Raw genomic sequence first — 16,889 nt, forward strand, 5'->3', positions numbered from 1 at the left:
GGGGGACGTTCGGTCCGCATATCCGGACCCGGGAAAGCGCAGGAGTACCTCTATGGGCGCGGCCGACCCGTGCCCCCTACAACCGTCACGACACCAGGGCCGAATGTACGAAGATCGTGGGCCGTTGGTCCCGTAACCTGCCCGATCAGCCCATGGGGTAAGCACCGTCGGGGCCTGACAGTAATGGTGCGGCGGGCAAAGAGGACCGGGCACAGGCCGATCCGCCTGCCGTTGAGGAGGATCCGTCATGAAGCCCACGAAGGTCGCCGATGTGATGGTCGACAACGTCGTCACCGCGCATCGCGACACCCCCTTCAAGGAGGTGGCGCGACTGCTTGGTGCGCACCGCATCAGCGGGCTGCCGGTGGTCGATGAAGGCCGGGTCATAGGGGTGTTGTCGGAGACCGACCTCGTACTGCGGCAGGCGCACGAACCGTACGAGGAAGCACCGTCGGTCGGCTGGCTGCGGCGGCTGACCCGCCGGGGACGGATCGAGCACGAGAAGAGCAAAGCCCGTACGGCGGGCGGGCTGATGACGTCGCCCGCGGTCACGGTGCATACCGACGACACGGTCCGGGAGGCGGCCCGGATGATGGCCCGCCACGGTGTGGAGCGGCTGCCGGTGCTGGACGACGCGGGCCGTCTGGCGGGCATCGTCACCCGCTCGAACCTGCTCGGCGTATTCCGGCGCGACGATGACGAGATCCGCAAGGACGTGGAGCAGAAGGTGTTCGTGGAGACGCTGTGGCTGACGCCGCGGGTCGTCACGATCACCGTGCAGGACGGTGTCGTGACCCTGGTGGGGCGTCTGGAGCGGCGCAGCGAGAAGACGATCGCCGCCTCCATGACAGCGCGGCTGGACGGCGTGGTCGGCGTCGTCGACCATCTGACCTACCGGCTCGACGACGCCCGTCTGCAGCCGGCCGAGCAGGCGCTGCACGGTGTCGCGGACGGCTGGCTGAACAAGCTGTGAGCCGCGGGGCGTGATGCTCCTGTTGTGAGCTGCGGGGCGTGATTCTCCTGCTGCGAGCTGCGGGATTCTCCTGCTGCGAGCTGCGGGCGTGATGCACTCGCTGTGAGTCATGGCGAGTCATGCGCTGCGAGCCGTACGGTGCGCCCCCGCACGACCCGGGTTGTCGGGTGTGCGGGGGCTGTATCCGCCCGCCGGTCAAGGCGAGGCGGCGGGGAGGACAAGGGTCACGGTCAGGCCGCCGCCCGGGGTTCGGGAGGCGGCCACATGGCCGTCCCAGGTCTTCACGATGGTGGCCACGATGGACAGCCCGAGGCCGTTGCCGCCGGCCTCCCGGGAGCGTGACGGGTCCTGGCGCCAGAACCTGTCGAACATCTGGGCCCGCTCGTCAGCTGTGAGCCCGGGACCGTCGTCGGCGACCACGACGACCACCTGCGTGCCCTCCTGCCGGGCCTCGACCCGGGTGGAGGTCCCCTCGGGAGTGTGCACCCGGACATTGCCGATGAGGTTGTCCAGTACCCGGCGGAGCTGGGCCGGCTCGGCCGCCACGGCTCCGGCACCCGTGCCCAGGGACGTGGTCACGGGCCAGCGTGGATCGACGGCGAGTGCGGCATCGACAGCCTGACCGATCACCGTTGCGACGTCGACGGCCTGGGTCTCGGACGCCGTGGCTCCCTCTGCGTCGGCGAGGGTCAGCAGTTCCTCGGCGAGGTCGCGCATCCGCGAGGTCTCGCGCTGGATGCCGGACATCGAGCGGGCGAGGTCCTCGGGCCGGTCCCGGGCACCGAGTTCAAAAAGCTGCGCATAGGCCGACACGGCGGCGACCGGTGTCCGCAGTTCGTGCGAGGCGTCGGCGACGAACCGCCGCAGGCGCTCCTGCGCGGCCTTCTCCTGTGTGAACGCGTCATGCATCCGCTGGAGCAGAACGTTCGTCGCGGCCGCCAGATCGTGTACCTCACGCGTCGTCATGTCGACCGGAACACGCGTTGCCAGCTCGTCGGGGCGCAATGACTCCACGTCATGTGCCAGTCGGCGCAGCGGCGTGAGGCGGTACCGGACGATCCGCGAAGCCGCCGCGGATGTCAGCAGCAGGGCGGCCGCCGCCACGCACCCCTGGACCAGCGCCAGTCGGTGCAGCAAGGTGCCGTTGTCGGTGGCGGGAAGGGCGATGACCATCACCCTGCCCTTGGTGTCGACCGAGACCTTGGCCCGCAGCCGTGGGCCGGACGGCTCTCGGGAGCGCGCGTCCAAGAACGCCGCCGGTCCTCCGCGCGCGTCGGATCGGCTGACCTCGGGCAGGACGGACGGCAGGTCGGCAGTGAAGGTACGCCCTGCGGAGTCGCGACCTGCTCGGGTGCGGAGCACCGTACCGTCCGCGCTGGTGAGCCGGTAGTACGGTTCGACTCGCGGGCCCGGGGCCCAGTCCTTGTCCTCCGCCGTCACGCGCCGGTCGGTGCTGCCGTCGGTGCTGCCGTCCGTGCTTCTGCCCGTGTTGCTGCTCAGAACGACCGGGGTGTCGCGAAGCGCGGTGTCGAGCCGGTCCCGCAGGTACGCCGCGAAGGCCAGATAGGTGACGGTTCCGGACAGGGCCAGGGTGACGGTCAGGACCGCGGCGAGCACGATCGTCAGCCGTGCGTGCAACGGTCTTTGCCGACCGGGCTTCACGGTCGGCGGTCTCCGTCGGCCGGGTTTCACCGTGCGCCGTCCCGTGCCGTCGCGGGTGCGGCTTCGTGGGGATGGAGACGGTAGCCCACCAGACGGATCGTCTCGATCAGCACCGGTCCGTGCCGGTCGAGCTTGCGCCGCAGGTGGGCCACGTACGCCTCGACGTTGTTCAGCGTTCCGCGGAAGTCCTCGTTCCACACCGCGTCGATGATCTGTTGCTTGGACAGCACCTGCCGAGGGTTGCCGAGGAAGAAGGCGAGGAGCCGGAACTCGGTCGCGGTCAGCTGGATCTCGACGCCGGAGCGCCAGACTTGGTGACTGTCGCGGTCGAGCATGACGTCACCGCACACCAGACGGCGGCTCTCCGGCGACACCGTCTCCGGCAGGCGGCCGGGGCCGAACGGCTCGAAGGGATGCGGAGCAACCGGCATCAGCCTGCGCCGCATGACGGCGTTGGCGCGTGCCACGATCTCCGCCAGCGAGAAGGGCTTGGTGATGTAGTCGTCGCCGCCTGCGCCGAGGCCGGTGACCTTGTTCGCCACGTTGTTCCGTGCGGTGAGGAACAGCACATGGCAGTCCTGCCCGGCCTCCCGCAGCATGCGGCAGACCTGGATCCCGTCGACGTCCGGGAGCATCAGGTCCAGGATGACCACGTCCGGAGGGTGTCCCGTGGCCGACTCCAACGCCGAACGGCCGGTGGCGGCTTCATCGACGTCGAAGCCCTCGTAGCGCAGCGCCGTGGCGACGGCGTCTCGGATCGACGGCTCGTCGTCCACGACGAGAACACGGCCGGTCTTGACGGGTGCGGACATGGGTCCATTGTCGCGGTGGCGGCTGTGGGCCCCATGTGACAGCGGTTCTTGGAGCGTTCAGCGGGCTTTCAGCAGTCAGCCGGGATTCAGAAGCGCTCCATACGCTGACGCAGGCATCGGCTCTCGTCGTCCGGAGGAGGCCGACCGAGGCGCGCCGCGGGCGTGCGGCTTCACGGCCCCGGTCCCCGGTCCCGGTCCCGGTCCCGAGCCTGTCCGTCCCGCCGCCCACGGTGACGGACCGCCTCGTCCCGGATGACGTCCACCAGCAGTGGTGCCTGAGCGGCGGCCTCCGGGACGACCCCACCCGCCGCGGGCCCACGAGTCGGCGGCAGTTCAGATCTGCCGCGACGGGAAAGGAGACAGCAGTGAAGCGCAGGACCATGATCATGGGGATTGCCGCGGCCACCGCGACCCCGGCGGTCGCCGGCTGGGCGGCCAGTCAGGCGAGCGCCGGTACGACATCGGACAGCAGCGACTCGCATTCGCTGGTCTTCGACAAGGACACCTACACAGAACAGACGAAGACCGTGTCCACGGAAGACGGCGACAAGAAGGTGACCTACCACTTCTACAGCGCCATCCCGTATGTCGCCAACCCGGTCGATACGGACTACCAGAGCCTGAACGTCAGCGTTCCCGTCGCCATCGACGGCACGGCTGTCGATGCCACCGGCGCTCCCATTCTCTTCAGCATCGGAGTGGGCGGCTACATGTCGTCGCCCGTGTCGGGCGGCAACGGCGGCGGTGCGCCCGGCGGCGGCGCCCCGTCCGGCACCGGGGTATCACCGAGCGCGAGCGCGTCCGTTCCATCCGGCAGCGGTGCCCAGGTGGGCGGCGGCCAGATGATCAGCAACGCGGACCTGGCCCTGGCGGCGGGTTACGTCGTCGTGGCGCCCGGCTGCCGGGGCCGCGACAACGTCACCTCGGGCGGCACCTACTACGGCAAAGCACCGGCTGCCATCGTGGACCTCAAGGCGGCCGTGCGGTACGTGCGGTACAACAAGGGCCGGATTCCCGGGAACACCGACTGGATCGTCTCCAGCGGAAGCAGCGCCGGCGGTGCGCTGTCCGCCCTTCTCGGAGCGTCCGCGGACAGCCGCTTGTACGACTCGTATCTCAAGGAGCTCGGCGCCGCGAAGGCCAGCGACGCCATCTTCGGCAGCGCCGACTACTGCCCCATCACGGATCTCGAACATGCCGACATGGCGTACGAGTGGATGTTCGGCGGGACCGCGCTGGACTCTTCCGGCGCGGTCGTCGACCAGACCGTCTCCAAGGAGTTGAGCACGGCCTTCGCCCGCTATCAGGCCTCCCTCAAGCTGAGGGGGAAGGACGGCTTCGGCAAGATCACGGCGGGCCGGTGTGCCGATCACCTCCTGCAGACCTACCTCGAGCCTGCGGCCACCACGTATCTCAAGGCCCTGTCGGACTCCGACCGTTCGACCTATCTGTCCAAGAACTCGTGGATCACCTGGTCCGACGACAAGGCGGCGTTCACGTTCACCGACTTCGTCGAGCATGTCGGACGGTCCAAGAGCGTGCCGGCCTTCGACGACTTCGACCTCACATCGGCGGAGACCATCGAGTTCGGCAACGAGACCGCCAACGCCCGGCACTTCACGCCGTACAGCCTCCGTCACACGACGGGCGACGACACCGCGCAGCTCGACGCGGACCTGCCCGAGAAGATCAACTTGATGAACCCCATGTACTTCATCCGGCACAGGAACCCCGCCCGGGCGAAGAACTGGTGGATCCGCGTCGGCACCAGCGACACCGCCACCTCTCTCACGGTCGTGGGCAACCTCGCCGCCGGCCTGGAGAACCTGGGTGACAACGTCAACGCCCTGATGTACTGGGACGGCGGACACGGCAGCAACGAAGACGCGGGCGACTTCATGACGTGGATCGGCAAGGTGACGGGCCACACGAAGTAAAACCACGGTCTCGCCGCGACGCCGATCCCCCGCGCTTCCCAGGATCGGCGTCGCGGCTTTGGCGACCCCAGTGGCCCCAGTGGCCCCACTCATCTACCGCGATCACAGGAATGGCTCCTATCCTCATTGACCGTAACTTTGCCGGGCGATTGACGGAGAGTGAATGCTGCCCGCAAGAACCGCCTTCACCTGCGCGTTAGTCCGATGCGGCGATGCTGTCCGGGTCGACGGCGCTCAGGCTGTGGCATGGCCAAGGCCACGACCACGGTCCGGGTTCGCAGGAACCGGGCACCGCGGTCCCAAGAGAGGGCGCTCCACTCCCCGTCACACCTCTCCGACTCGAACAGCCCCATGAACTGCCATGGGGTGCAAAGGAGTTGTGTATGGCCAGATTGACCACCCGAGACGCGACCAAGGCTCTCGGGGACCGCGAAGTAACCATGCGCTCACGGGTACGCGCCTTGCTCGCCGTAGGAGCGGGCGTCGCGTCACCCATGCTGCTCAGCCCGGCCGTCGCCCACGCGGCGGAGCCTGACAGCACGACCGGACGGACGAAGAAGGTCGCCTCCGGCGAGGTCTGGGAGGTCACGGAGATCACCCGGCTCCACGCCCTCGTCGTGGAGGAGGGCGCCAGCCTCACCGCCCCGTCCGGATACATCCTGTCCATGACCGTGAACGGTGTGGAGACCGGCTCGGCCCTGGACGGCACCTACGGCTGGACCACCGTGATCGCGGCGGGAACCTACTACGGGGACATCGTCATCACCCCGGCCGTGGAGCACCTGGAGTCCTTCGCCGGTGCCACCTTCCACCTGCGCCAAGGCGTCTACGTCGGCTCCGCCGGTGTCGTCCGGAAGAACTCGGTGCTGTCGAGCGTACGCGGCGGGCGCCTCACCGACGCCTACGCCAGGAACATCAGCATGACGTCCACCGGCGAGGCGTTCAACGGCTTCTTCGTCGCCGACGGCGCCTCGTACACCCTGGAGCAGCCCCGCTTCACCTTCGACGGCAACGGCCGCTGTGACTTCGCCAGTTACGGCGCCGCGGTCACCGGCTCGGGAGACGGCACCCGCCTGGTGGTGAACAGGGCGGACATCGACAGCCGGGGTGTGGTGCGCTCCGGCCTCATCGCCCGTGACGGCGCCAACGTGATCGTCAAGAACTCCCGTATCCGCGCCCACGAGGGCGTGCTGCCCGACGACTACGAGCCCGGTTTCGGCCCGAACATGATGACGGTGCCCTGGATGCTCGGGCTGAGCGGAAACGTCCGGGCGACGAACGTGCTCGGCGAGAACACCACGGCCACGTACGTCAACACCCGTGTCTCCTCCGAGGCGTGGGGCGTCCTGTCCACCGACTCCGTCCGCAACTCACGCCTCAACGCGATCAACGGCTCCGTCGAGATCACCGGCGACTCCGGCTACGGCACCTACGCCGACGGCGGCAGCCAGCAGAACGTCTTCCTCGGCACCCGCTTCGACGTGGCCACCTTCGCCGCCATCTCCACCGGCAGCTCCGTCGCCTTCGCCGACAGCACCCGCAAGGCCGTGGCCGCGCTCAACACCGAACTGGACCTCGGGCTGAGCGCGACGGAGCTGGCGGAGATCGAGCCGAGGCGGTCGGTCGTCGTCTCCCGGGGCTTCGGCGTCATGTGGCACAACGGCGACGGCGGCTCGGTGGACATCGGCGGCGGCACCCAGTTCTCCACGGCCGAAACGATGTTCCTGGACAAGGCGAAGCAGATGTCCATCACGGTGGACGGCTCGCAGGGCGCCCGCCTGAACGCGGGCAACGGTGTCCTGGTGCAGATCATGGAGACCGACGACCCCGGGTCCATGACCGGTACCTACACCGAACCCACCGGTGCCGCGGACAAGGACAGCGCCTTCGACACCACCGCGGAACACAGCGCCGACGCCACCGCCTCCTTCACCGACATCGAGCTGAAGGGGGACTTCTTCAACGCGATGCGCACCGGCAAGAACCTGGTCGTCACCTTCGACAGCACCAGCGTCGAGGGCGTCATCTCCGCATCGAAGTCGAAGCATGCGGTCTCCACCATCACCTCGGCCGAGTGGAAGCAGATCAACCACGTCACCAACACCGCGCAGGCTGCGGTCAACAACGGCGTGATCGTGAAGCTGGGCAGCGGGTCCGTATGGACGGTCACCGGTACGTCGTACCTGACGAAGCTGGTCGTCGACGCCGACGCTGAGGTCCGGGCGCCGTCCGGCAAGAGCCTCGTCCTCACCGTCGACGGGACCGCGACGGCCCTCGCCGCGGGCACCACCTACTCCGGGGCCCTGACGCTCACCGTGGCATAGCCGCAAGAACCTGCCGGAAGGCGGGGGAAGCGACGTCCCTGTGTGGAGGGGCGTCGTTTCAGCGACGACCGAACAGCGACCAGAACGTGCGGCCGGAGTCGTTCTGCTCCGCCTTGCAGCGGCAGCGCTCGGAGGCCGGCACACCTGCCAGCACCTGGTCGACATGCTGACCGCAGCCCGAGTAGGTGATCTTTCCGCAGGTGCGGCAGACAGCCCGCTGGCACATGGCATGACCCTTTCGTGAGATCTGTTCCGGTGAACCTCTCTTCCCACTATACCCCAGGGGGTATATGCGGAACAGAAATCGACCGGTCCTCCGGAGGCCGTGGGGGGCTGATGGGATCGGGGACAGGGGGCAGCTCAGTGGCACAGGGACCGACCGGTCCATGGCGGGCCACCGCGGTGCGGGGCGGTGGCGATCACGGACCGCCGCGGGACGGAGCGGGTGCTCAGCGGTGCGGATCCACGGCGGCTCGACGGTCGTACGGCGTCAGCAGTTGACGGTCGTACGGCGCTCAGCGGTTTTGACGGACGTGCGGCGCTCAGCAGTTGACGGACGTGCGAGTGCGGTGACGGCGCGCGGGCGCCGGCCGGTGCGGTGTCGGCTCCGAGGATGCCGACGGCCGGTCGCCGTGACGGTCATGACGGTCCGTCAGCCGCTGCGCGAGCGTGTCGAACACGGCGGTCAGGGCGAAGGTCACCGCCACTGCCGCGACCAGGAGAACGGCGAACCGCTCCCAGAACTCCGGTGTCAGGGTCGTACCCACTGTGTTCCCTCCTCTCGGCCGGGGCCCTCCAGGGCGTCACTCTCTTGCTTCCAGCGAACTCCCCCGCCGGGTACGGCGCATGAGCCGAGGGTCCCGGGTTCGGGTATGCAACGGCCCTATTTCCAGGGGTTGTTGACACAGGGCAGGGTCATTACCCGAGGGCTTGCAGCCGTCAGCGGACCAGCACCCGCTCCCCCGAGCGCGGTACCACGGCGGTCCAGCCGAGGGTCTGGTCGATACGGTCGCGCAGCGCCTCGGCGGCGTCCGGCTCGCCGTGCACCAGATAGGTGGTGTGCGGGGCGGGCGCGCCGTGCAGCCAGTCGACGATCTGGCCGGCGTCGGCGTGCGCGGAGAAGTGCGGTACGTCGGCGACATGGGCGCGGACCGGGACGTACTCACCGAACATCTTCAGCGTCTTGGCGCCGTCGACGAGATCGCGGGCACGGGTGCCGCGGGCCGCGAAGCCGACCACGACGACGGCGTTGCGCGGGTCGGGCAGCAGCTGGCGCAGATGGTGCAGCACCCGCCCGCCGGTGGCCATGCCGGACGCGGACACGATGACGGCGGGCCCGCCCGCGTCGGCGAGTTCGGCGGACTCCTGGATCGAGCGGACGGCCCGGAACGGCTCGGGGCTGAGCGCGGCGACCGTACCCGCGGCTGTGCCGTCGGCGATGTCGTCACGCAGTTCGGGCGCGCCGGAGGCGAGGGCGTCACGGTAGACGTCGAGGGCGGCGAGGGCCATCGGGCTGTCGACGTACACCGGCACCCCGGCCGGGAGACGGCCGTCGCGGCGCAGCGCGGCGAGTTCGTGCAGGACGACCTCGGTGCGGTCCAGCGCGAACGCCGGGATGACCACGGTGCCGCCGTGCGCCAGGGTACGGGTGACGACGTCGGCGAAATGGGCGCGGCTCTGGAGTTCCTCGTGGCGCCGGTTGCCGTAGGTCGACTCGACGAGCAGGACGTCCGCTCCGGAGAAAGGCTCCGCGGGCTTCAGCAACGGGTGCCCGGGGCGTCCCAGGTCGCCGCTGACGACGAGGGTGCGGCCGTCCTCCAGGGCGAGGCGGGCCCAGGCGGAGCCGAGGATGTGCCCGGCGGGGTGCAGGGTGAGCGTGGTGCCGGTGGCAATGCGGGTCTCGGTGAGCAGCGGCACCGGGTCGAGGAGTTTGAGGGTGCGGTCGACGTCATCGTCGTCGTAGAGCGGCTGCGCGGGGCGGTGCTTGGACCAGCCGTGCTCGTTGGCGTGCTGGGCCGCCTCGGTCTGGAGCTTGGCGCTGTCGCGCAGCACGATCTCCATCAGCCGGGCGGTGTTGGAGGTCGTGACGATCCGGCCCCGGAAGCCGTGGCGCACCAGCCGGGGCAGATGGCCGCAGTGGTCGAGATGGGCGTGGGTGACCACGACGGTCTCGATGTCCTCGGCGTCGCAGGGCAGCGGCCGCCAGTTGCGCCGCCGCAGCTCGGCGACGCCCTGGAAGAGCCCGCAGTCGACGAGGACGCGGGCGTGGTCGCTCTCGACGAGGAACTTGCTCCCGGTGACGGTGCCGGTACCGCCGAGAAAGGTCAGCAGGGCAGGCCGGGAACGGTGCGCCGAGGGGGCCTCGGGGCCGGAAGTGCCGTTGGGCGGGGCGTCGTCGACGGTCGTGTCGCCGCTCGTGCCGTTGTTCGTGCCGTTGTTCGTGCCGTTCTTCGTGCTGTCGTTCGCGCTGCCGTTCGTGCCGTTGCTGTCGCTCATGGCGTCGTCGCTCATGGCGGGGGTCTCCTTCGCGGGGCGGGCCGGTCGGCCCTGGCGGTCGGGCGGCCGATGTGGTGTGCTGTAGTCGGCGGGAAGGACCCGCCACAGACGCGGGGAAGCGGCCTCGGCCGCGCACCGCGCAATCCGGATCCGCGAGAAGCGGGTAGGGTCCTTCCCGCCCCGTCGTGCCCCGTCACGACCCGCCGTGGGCCGTCGTCGAGCGGTGGCGGACGATCTCATCCTCGACGAGTTCGGCGACCGCGCCGACCTCCGCCGCGACAGGCGCGGACAGCCCGGTGCCCTGCGAGGTGTCGGCGGCCTCGACCGCGTACGCCACGAGGCGGTGCGGCAGCCGGGCGAGTTCCCTGGCCAGTTCGACGGCGGCGGCCAGCCCGTGCGGGTCGGTGTCCGGGGTGCCGGTGTCCGGCGGGCGGCGCAGGGCCCGCTCGTCGAGTTCGAGCCGGTAGACGCGGCCCGGACGGCCCCGGTGGGCCTGTGCGGAGGCCACCACGACGGCGAGATCCGCGCCCTCCCAGAGTCCGGCGAGCCGCCCCGGCTCCCCGTCGCACTCCGTGAGCCCGGTACCCGGGGGCAGCGGCCGTTCGGCGGCGCGTTCCCTCAGCCGGGCGAGCACCGCCGGGCCGATGCCGTCGTCGTGCCGTGAGCGGTCTCCGACGGCGATGACCGTGATGCGGGTGGAGACAGTCATGGTCGTTCTCCCTCCACTGCGTGTGTCTCCAGCGTGCTGTGCGACGCACCGGCCGGCAGGGGACCAAGGGCCCCGCGGATTGCCCTTCCCGGCCTTTGCGGGCGCCCGGAGAGCGTGGGGACCGAAGGGCCCCTGCCGGACCGACCCGGGAGGCGGTCCAATGGAAGGGCGGGAGGCGGTCCCGCCGCCCGTCGTGCACGCATGAGGAGGTGGCCCATGCGTTACCGGGACCGTACCGATGCGGGTCGACGGCTGGCCCGGCGACTGGAGGAACTGCGTGGCCGGGACGTCGTCGTCCTGGGCCTGCCGCGGGGCGGTGTCCCCGTGGCCCACGAGGTGGCGGCCGCGCTCGGCGCGCCCCTCGATGTGCTGGTGGTGCGCAAACTGGGCGTGCCCTGGCAGCCGGAGCTGGGCTTCGGCGCGATCGGTGAGCACGGGGTGCGTGTCCTCAACGACGACGTGCTGAGTCAGATCCATATCGGTGAGGGTGCCCGCGCGGACGTGGAGCGGTCCGAGCGCGCCGAACTGGAGCGGCGGGTGCGCCGTTACCGAAGGGACCGCGAGCCGGTACCGCTCGCCGGACGCACGGTGGTGGTCGTCGACGACGGCCTGGCCACCGGCGCCACCGCCGAGGCGGCCTGTCTGGTGGTGCGCGGCCGGAACGCCGACCATGTGGTCCTGGCCGTACCGGTCGGCGCGGAGGACGCCGCACGCCGCCTGCGGCAGGTCGCCGACGAGGTGATCTGCCTCCAGACACCGCACTTCTTCGGCTCGGTGGGTGCCTGGTACGACGACTTTTCCCAGACGGAGGACGAGGACGTGAACGAACTGCTGGCGCGGTCGGGGTCGGGGTCGGGGTCGGGGCCAGACCCGGACTCGGGGTCGGCTGAGGGAAAGGCTCGCGATACCGCGGACGCCCCTGCACCCGCCGCGCCCGCCACGCCCTCGGAGGCGTCGCCGCCCGCCGCCCCCAGTCGGCGGGCCGGTACGGCGTACCGGGCCGTCTTCCGGAAGGTGTACGGCGGTGATCCTGCCGCCGGCCGGAACGGGCCACCGCCCACTGCGCCCGAGGCTGGCGGACAGCCGTCCGGACACTCCGGGCACTCCGGGCACTCCGGGCACTCCGGGCGCTCCGGGTCCCCTCTCCCCGAAGGCCGTGAGGTGGATGTACCCGCCGGGCGAGTGCGGCTGACCGGGCAGCTGGCGGTGCCTGAGACGGCGCCGGTCGTCGTGGCCTTCGCGCACGGCAGCGGCAGCAGCCGGCACAGCCCCCGCAACCGCTACGTCGCCCGGATCCTCAACCAGGCCGGTCTGGGCACCCTGCTGCTCGATCTGCTCACCGAGACCGAGGAACGCGACCGGCACAACGTCTTCGACATCCGCATGCTCGCCGGGCGGCTGCACGCCACCGCGGTCTGGCTGGGCCAGGAGTGCGGGCTCCCCGTGGCCTACTTCGGGGCCAGCACCGGCGCCGCGGCCGCGCTGGAGGCCGCCTCCGTGCCCGGCGCCGACATCCTCTCGGTGGTGTCCCGCGGCGGACGACCGGACCTGGCGTCCCCAGCGGCGCTGGCCGGGGTGCGGGCGCCGACGCTGCTCGTGGTGGGCTCGCGCGACACCCGGGTCCTCAGCCTCAACAGGCTGGCCGCCGACTGGATGCGGTGCGAGCACCGGATCGCGGTGGTACCGGGCGCCACGCATCTGTTCCCCGAGCCCGACGCCCTGGCCACGGTCGCCGCACTCGCCCGCGACTGGTTCACCGCACACCTCACACGGCCGACGGCGACGACATCACCCCGCTGACCGGCCGGCCGACGGGCAGCGCGGCGGGTGCGGGTGCGGGTACTGGTAAGCCTGCACCGTTCATTACATCGAACGAAAAGTTCAGCATCCCTGAGGAGGTTCGTTATACTGAACGTATGATTCATTCAATCGAGTCAATCGAGACCAGTCTGCACGGTGTGCAGATCAGTGCCTATCTCGATGACACCTACCTGGAACGGGCCGATACGCGGGTGATCGCGGTCGGCAAGCGGGACGGGGCTCTGTGGGCGGCTGTCGAGCACTGTCCGTTCCATCCGCAGGGCGGCGGCCAGCCCGCCGACCGGGGCTGGCTGGAGGACGCGGAGATCGTCCCGGTCCGGGACCACGAGTCGGGGCTGATCGTGGCGATGGCGCCGGAGGGCGGCACTCTGCCTCTCGTCAGCGAGGGGCAACAGGTACGGGCGCGGATCGACCTGCCAGCGCGTATGAGGCATGCCGCGCTGCACACGGCCGGACACCTGGTCGAGGCTGCGGGGCGGATGCAGGGCTGGGAGATGGTGAGCAACAACCACTTCCCGGGTCAGGCGCGGATCGAGTTCCGGGTGCCGGAGGCGGAGACGCGGCTGGCGGATCCGGAGGGCCGGGAGGAGGTGACCGCCGCCCTGCGGGCTTCGGTGGCGGCGGCGATCGCCGAGGATCTGCCTGTCTTCGCGCGGTACGAGGGCGAGGGGCGGCGTGTGGTGCACCTCCACGATCTGCATGCCGCGCCGTGCGGGGGCACCCACGTGCGCAGCCTGGGCGATCTGGACGAGGTGGACCTGCCGACGCTGAAGGTCAAGAAGGGGCGCATCCGCGTCTCCTACACCGCTGCCCACAGGAGCCTTTGATGGCGGCCTCTGTGCCGGGCCGGCAGCCGGTGAGCAGCACCGCCGCCGCGGTCGGCGCGAAGATCCGCCTGCGCCGACAGCAGCGCGGCATGAGTGCGGCGGAGATGGCACGCCGCGCCGGGCTGAGCAAGGCCACTTTGTCGCAACTGGAAGCGGGCAAGGGCAATCCGACCATCGACACCCTGGACGCGATCGCCATCGCGTTGAGCATCCCGCTCGCCGACCTGCTGGCACGCGAGGCCGACACCGGCCCGGTCTACCGGCCGGGTACGGCCGCCGAGCCCGGCGAAGTCTCCCGAGAACTGCTGCGCCGTATCAGCAGCGGCAACAGCCTGGAGATCTGGCGCCTGCGCGTTCCGCCCGAGACGGAGCTGGCCGGCGTGCCCCACGCCACCGGCACGATCGAACACCTCCTGGTCTCCACCGGACGCGTGACCGCCGGTCCGGTCGACGCCCCGCAGGACCTGGGCCCCGGCGACCTGCTCGCCTTCGCCGGCGACGCCCCGCACTTCTACCGCACCGACACCGAGCCGGCGGACATCACCGTCGTTCTCGCCTCCCCCATCAGCACCTGAAAGCCACGGAACCGCCCCCATGAGCACTACCGCCGTCACCTCGTCCGCGCGCGCCTTCATGAGCGACAACATGGCCGGTGCCTCGCCCGAGATAGTGCGGGCCGTCGCCGCGGCAGCGTCCGGGAACACCCCGCCCTACGGCAACGACCCCTTCACCGACAGCGCCCGCCGCAGGCTGAGCGAGATCTTCGAACGGGACGTCGACATCTTCCCCGTCTCCACCGGAACCGCCGCGAACTGCCTGGCCCTGGCTGCCCTCACCCCGCCCTGGGGCAGCGTGCTGTGCCACCCCGACAGCCACATCAACAACGACGAATGCGGCGCGCCCGAGTTCTTCACCGACGGCGCCAAGCTCGTCACCGTCCCCGGCGACGAAAGCAAGATCGACCCCGACGCCCTGGGACGGGCGGTACGCCGCCGGGCCGGCGACGTACACAGCGTCCAGCCGTCCGTGCTGAGCATCAGCCAGGCCACCGAAAGCGGCAGCGCCTACTCCCTCGACGAGATCCGCCGCCTGGGCGTCATCGCCAAGGACGCGGGACTGCGCGTCCACATGGACGGCGCGCGCTTCGCCAACGCCCTGGACCATCTCGGCGCCACCCCGGCCGAGATGACCTGGAAGGCCGGCATCGACGTGCTGTCCTTCGGCGCCACCAAGAACGGCGCCATGACCGCCGACGCCATCGTCTCCTTCGACCCCGCACTGGCCAGCGAACTCGCCTTCCGCAGCAAGCGCGCCGGCCAGCTCGCCTCCAAGATGCGCTTCCATGCCGCCCAGCTCGACGCCTACCTCACCGACGGCCTGTGGCTGGGCAACGCCCGCCAGGCCAACACGATGGCCGCCCGGCTGGGCGACGGCCTCAAGGCCATCCCCGGCACCGAACTCCTGGGCAGCCCACAGGCCAACATCCTCTTCTGCCGCCTGCCCCGACAGGCGACCGAGCAGCTCCTCGCAGAGGGCTACACCTTCTACCACGACCGCTGGGCACCCGGGATCGTCCGGTTCGTCACCTCCTTCTCCCACACACCGGACGACATCGACCAACTCCTCGACGCGGTCCGCCGCCACACCCCCTGACCATGGGCCGGAACCGCCCGAACGGGCTTGCTCTGCGCGCCGCTCGCGCAGGACCTGTTCACGATCGCAGTGCGCGGAATGCCGGGCCCACGGGCCGGGAAGGGGCCCCTCCCGGGCGACCCTGTCGCTTCCCCTTCGGCCTCACGTGGGCCCGGCGGTAGGGCGGGAAAACCCGGCCCGCCCCTTCCGGACGGCCGCTCCCCGGCGGCCCGCGCCGGCCCCCTTCCGGCGCTGCCCGCGGCACGTTTCGCCGCCCGTCCCGCGGGCTCGCCTCTCACCCTGGCACCGCAAAGTGCCCCGTGCGACGGGCCGAACGGCTCATCCACAGGGTCCGGTCAGACCAACGAACCCAGTAGCAAAGGAACTTGACGGTACGTCGGAAGTACTCCATTCCCACACCGTGCGCCGGAGAGCCAGCCTGCGAGGCGAGCGAGGAAGTCCGTCCGGAGCAGACCGCGGTGAGCGGCAAGGGATGGTGAACCTTACGCCCGGAGGTCCGAGCCGGACGCACCGCATCCCCTGGGCATTGCCCCATCTACCCGCAGACACCCCCGTTTGACCAGGTAAAACGTTGGTGCGGTCGCCAGGCGGGGCGCGGCGCTGCCACCCTTCACTCGGGGGGCGATGCTGGTGTGCTCTCGTGTTCAACTGTCGCCGGTGCACCGACGACCCCAACCTCGGGGTGACCATGCGTACTCGCCATACCGTGAACAGCACACGGCGTCGCGGACCAGGCCGAGCGCGCCTATCTGGTCCTCCATGCCGTCCTGGTAGCGCTGGTAGAACTGTCCCGAACGTCCGTGGAAGATCTTTCGGGCGAGGGAGTAGTGGCCATCCTGGACGCGACCCGCGCTGCTCGCTCGTGGTGTCGAACACGACCTGGAACGCGGTGGCCGGCTTTGCCCCAGCCCGCTCCACCCTCAGTGGCGTCTTCAGCTTCTCCTTCGGTGCCTCCCGGTCGGCCCTGGCTGGCAGGAACACCCGAGATACCGCGCTGTCGTCAGCTGGGCCGCGAACCCCAGCCGGTTGTAGGCCCGCCGCTTCGGCTCGATCAGCACCCAATCCGAGTCGTCCACGAAGAAGAACCGCTCCAACTCCGTACGCGACGGCGCCCCGTCGTAGGCCGCGCACGCCGCAGCCTTCGAATCCGTCAGAAACTCGACCGGCGCCCCGGACCTCCAGACAGTCAATGATCACCCCGACTGCTGAAGGCTCCGCAGTGCCTATGTCTGAACTGTCGTGCAGCTAAGGTGAGTTGATGAACAGCGTTAGGGTTGCTCGTGTTCGTGGAGTGGGGGATTGCGTGGGACGGGGACGGTCGCTGCGTTTGGCTGCAGGTGTCGGACTGGCGAGTGTGCTTGTTGCCGGGACGGGATGTACAGACCGCTCGGAGGGGTCGGCCATGTCGCCCGGCGCCCGGTCCTACCTGTCAAAGGTGCTGGACATCATGGAGAAGAACGCGCTTCTCCGGCATCAGGTGGATTGGGCAGAGGTACGCCGCCAGGCGTTCTCGCAAGCCAGGGCCGCCCAGAAGCCGTCAGACACCTACAACGCGATCCGCTTCGCGCTGCGGACAGTCGGCCACGGGCACAGTGCCTTCTACGATCCCAAGCAGGTCGAGAGCATCAAAGGGTGAACCGTTCCGGGTTCGGTGGGGACTCGATCGTTTGAGAGG

The 16,889-nt window shown here is 70.1% G+C and carries 14 protein-coding genes and 1 pseudogene; 8 read left to right on the top strand and 7 right to left on the bottom strand.

Going from position 1 to position 16,889, the window contains the following annotated elements; genetic code table 11:
• Nucleotides 1-247 precede the first annotated feature (247 nt).
• Nucleotides 248-973 (top strand): CBS domain-containing protein, encoded by a 726-nt coding sequence (locus ACSYGN_RS39540; protein WP_460405388.1) that lies wholly within the window; start codon nt 248-250, stop codon nt 971-973.
• 195 nt (nt 974-1,168) lie between these two features.
• On the opposite strand, the gene ACSYGN_RS39545 is transcribed toward ACSYGN_RS39540, so the two are convergent.
• Both ACSYGN_RS39545 and ACSYGN_RS39550 read right to left on the bottom strand, forming a co-directional pair.
• Nucleotides 1,169-2,611 (bottom strand): sensor histidine kinase, encoded by a 1,443-nt coding sequence (locus ACSYGN_RS39545; protein ID WP_460405389.1) that lies wholly within the window; start codon nt 2,609-2,611, stop codon nt 1,169-1,171.
• Between the two features lie 50 nt (nt 2,612-2,661).
• On the bottom strand, nt 2,662-3,447 hold the full coding sequence (locus ACSYGN_RS39550) for a response regulator transcription factor (RefSeq protein ID WP_460405391.1): 786 nt from the start codon (nt 3,445-3,447) through the stop codon (nt 2,662-2,664).
• Between the two features lie 386 nt (nt 3,448-3,833).
• Between ACSYGN_RS39550 and ACSYGN_RS39555 the strand changes: the two genes are divergently transcribed.
• The gene (locus tag ACSYGN_RS39555; RefSeq protein WP_460405810.1) at nt 3,834-5,384 is read left to right on the top strand and encodes a subtype B tannase; all 1,551 of its coding nucleotides are present in this window, start codon (nt 3,834-3,836) and stop codon (nt 5,382-5,384) included.
• Between the two features lie 383 nt (nt 5,385-5,767).
• Nucleotides 5,768-7,708, top strand: a complete 1,941-nt coding sequence (locus ACSYGN_RS39560; RefSeq protein ID WP_460405393.1) for a hypothetical protein — start codon at nt 5,768-5,770, stop codon at nt 7,706-7,708.
• A 58-nt stretch (nt 7,709-7,766) separates the two neighbouring features.
• Here ACSYGN_RS39560 and ACSYGN_RS39565 read toward each other — a convergent pair whose 3' ends face one another.
• The 4 genes from ACSYGN_RS39565 to ACSYGN_RS39580 all read right to left on the bottom strand — a co-directional run bounded on the left by ACSYGN_RS39565 (nt 7,767) and on the right by ACSYGN_RS39580 (nt 10,913).
• Nucleotides 7,767-7,934, bottom strand: coding sequence for a hypothetical protein (locus ACSYGN_RS39565; RefSeq protein WP_460405395.1), 168 nt, complete (start codon nt 7,932-7,934; stop codon nt 7,767-7,769).
• Nucleotides 7,935-8,250: 316 nt separating this feature from the next.
• A complete protein-coding gene (locus ACSYGN_RS39570) occupies nt 8,251-8,475 on the bottom strand; it encodes a hypothetical protein (RefSeq protein WP_460405397.1) in 225 nt (74 codons plus the stop codon).
• Nucleotides 8,476-8,647: 172 nt separating this feature from the next.
• The gene (locus ACSYGN_RS39575; protein ID WP_460405399.1) at nt 8,648-10,219 is read right to left on the bottom strand and encodes an MBL fold metallo-hydrolase RNA specificity domain-containing protein; all 1,572 of its coding nucleotides are present in this window, start codon (nt 10,217-10,219) and stop codon (nt 8,648-8,650) included.
• A 178-nt stretch (nt 10,220-10,397) separates the two neighbouring features.
• On the bottom strand, nt 10,398-10,913 hold the full coding sequence (locus tag ACSYGN_RS39580; protein WP_460405401.1) for a hydrogenase maturation protease: 516 nt from the start codon (nt 10,911-10,913) through the stop codon (nt 10,398-10,400).
• 216 nt (nt 10,914-11,129) lie between these two features.
• Between ACSYGN_RS39580 and ACSYGN_RS39585 the strand changes: the two genes are divergently transcribed.
• From ACSYGN_RS39585 to ACSYGN_RS39600, 4 genes are all read left to right on the top strand, one after another.
• Entirely contained in the window at nt 11,130-12,713 is a 1,584-nt protein-coding gene (locus ACSYGN_RS39585; RefSeq protein WP_460405403.1) for a phosphoribosyltransferase family protein, read from the top strand.
• Between the two features lie 116 nt (nt 12,714-12,829).
• The gene (locus ACSYGN_RS39590) at nt 12,830-13,561 is read left to right on the top strand and encodes an alanyl-tRNA editing protein (RefSeq protein WP_460405405.1); all 732 of its coding nucleotides are present in this window, start codon (nt 12,830-12,832) and stop codon (nt 13,559-13,561) included.
• Nucleotides 13,561-14,136: a helix-turn-helix domain-containing protein gene (locus ACSYGN_RS39595; RefSeq protein WP_460405407.1), complete on the top strand. Its 576-nt coding sequence runs from the start codon at nt 13,561-13,563 to the stop codon at nt 14,134-14,136. Before ACSYGN_RS39590 ends, ACSYGN_RS39595 begins: the two co-directional genes overlap by 1 nt.
• Nucleotides 14,137-14,155: 19 nt before the next feature.
• The gene (locus ACSYGN_RS39600; RefSeq protein ID WP_460405409.1) at nt 14,156-15,214 is read left to right on the top strand and encodes a threonine aldolase family protein; all 1,059 of its coding nucleotides are present in this window, start codon (nt 14,156-14,158) and stop codon (nt 15,212-15,214) included.
• A 980-nt stretch (nt 15,215-16,194) separates the two neighbouring features.
• Here the strand turns inward: ACSYGN_RS39600 and ACSYGN_RS39605 are convergent.
• Nucleotides 16,195-16,404, bottom strand: a pseudogene (locus tag ACSYGN_RS39605) (DUF4158 domain-containing protein); the annotation flags it as partial.
• A gap of 257 nt (nt 16,405-16,661) precedes the next feature.
• On the opposite strand from ACSYGN_RS39605, the gene ACSYGN_RS39610 reads away from it, so the two are divergent.
• Nucleotides 16,662-16,850: a hypothetical protein gene (locus ACSYGN_RS39610; RefSeq protein WP_460405411.1), complete on the top strand. Its 189-nt coding sequence runs from the start codon at nt 16,662-16,664 to the stop codon at nt 16,848-16,850.
• Nucleotides 16,851-16,889 lie beyond the last annotated feature (39 nt).

The organism is Streptomyces sp. YIM S03343, assembly GCF_054729195.1.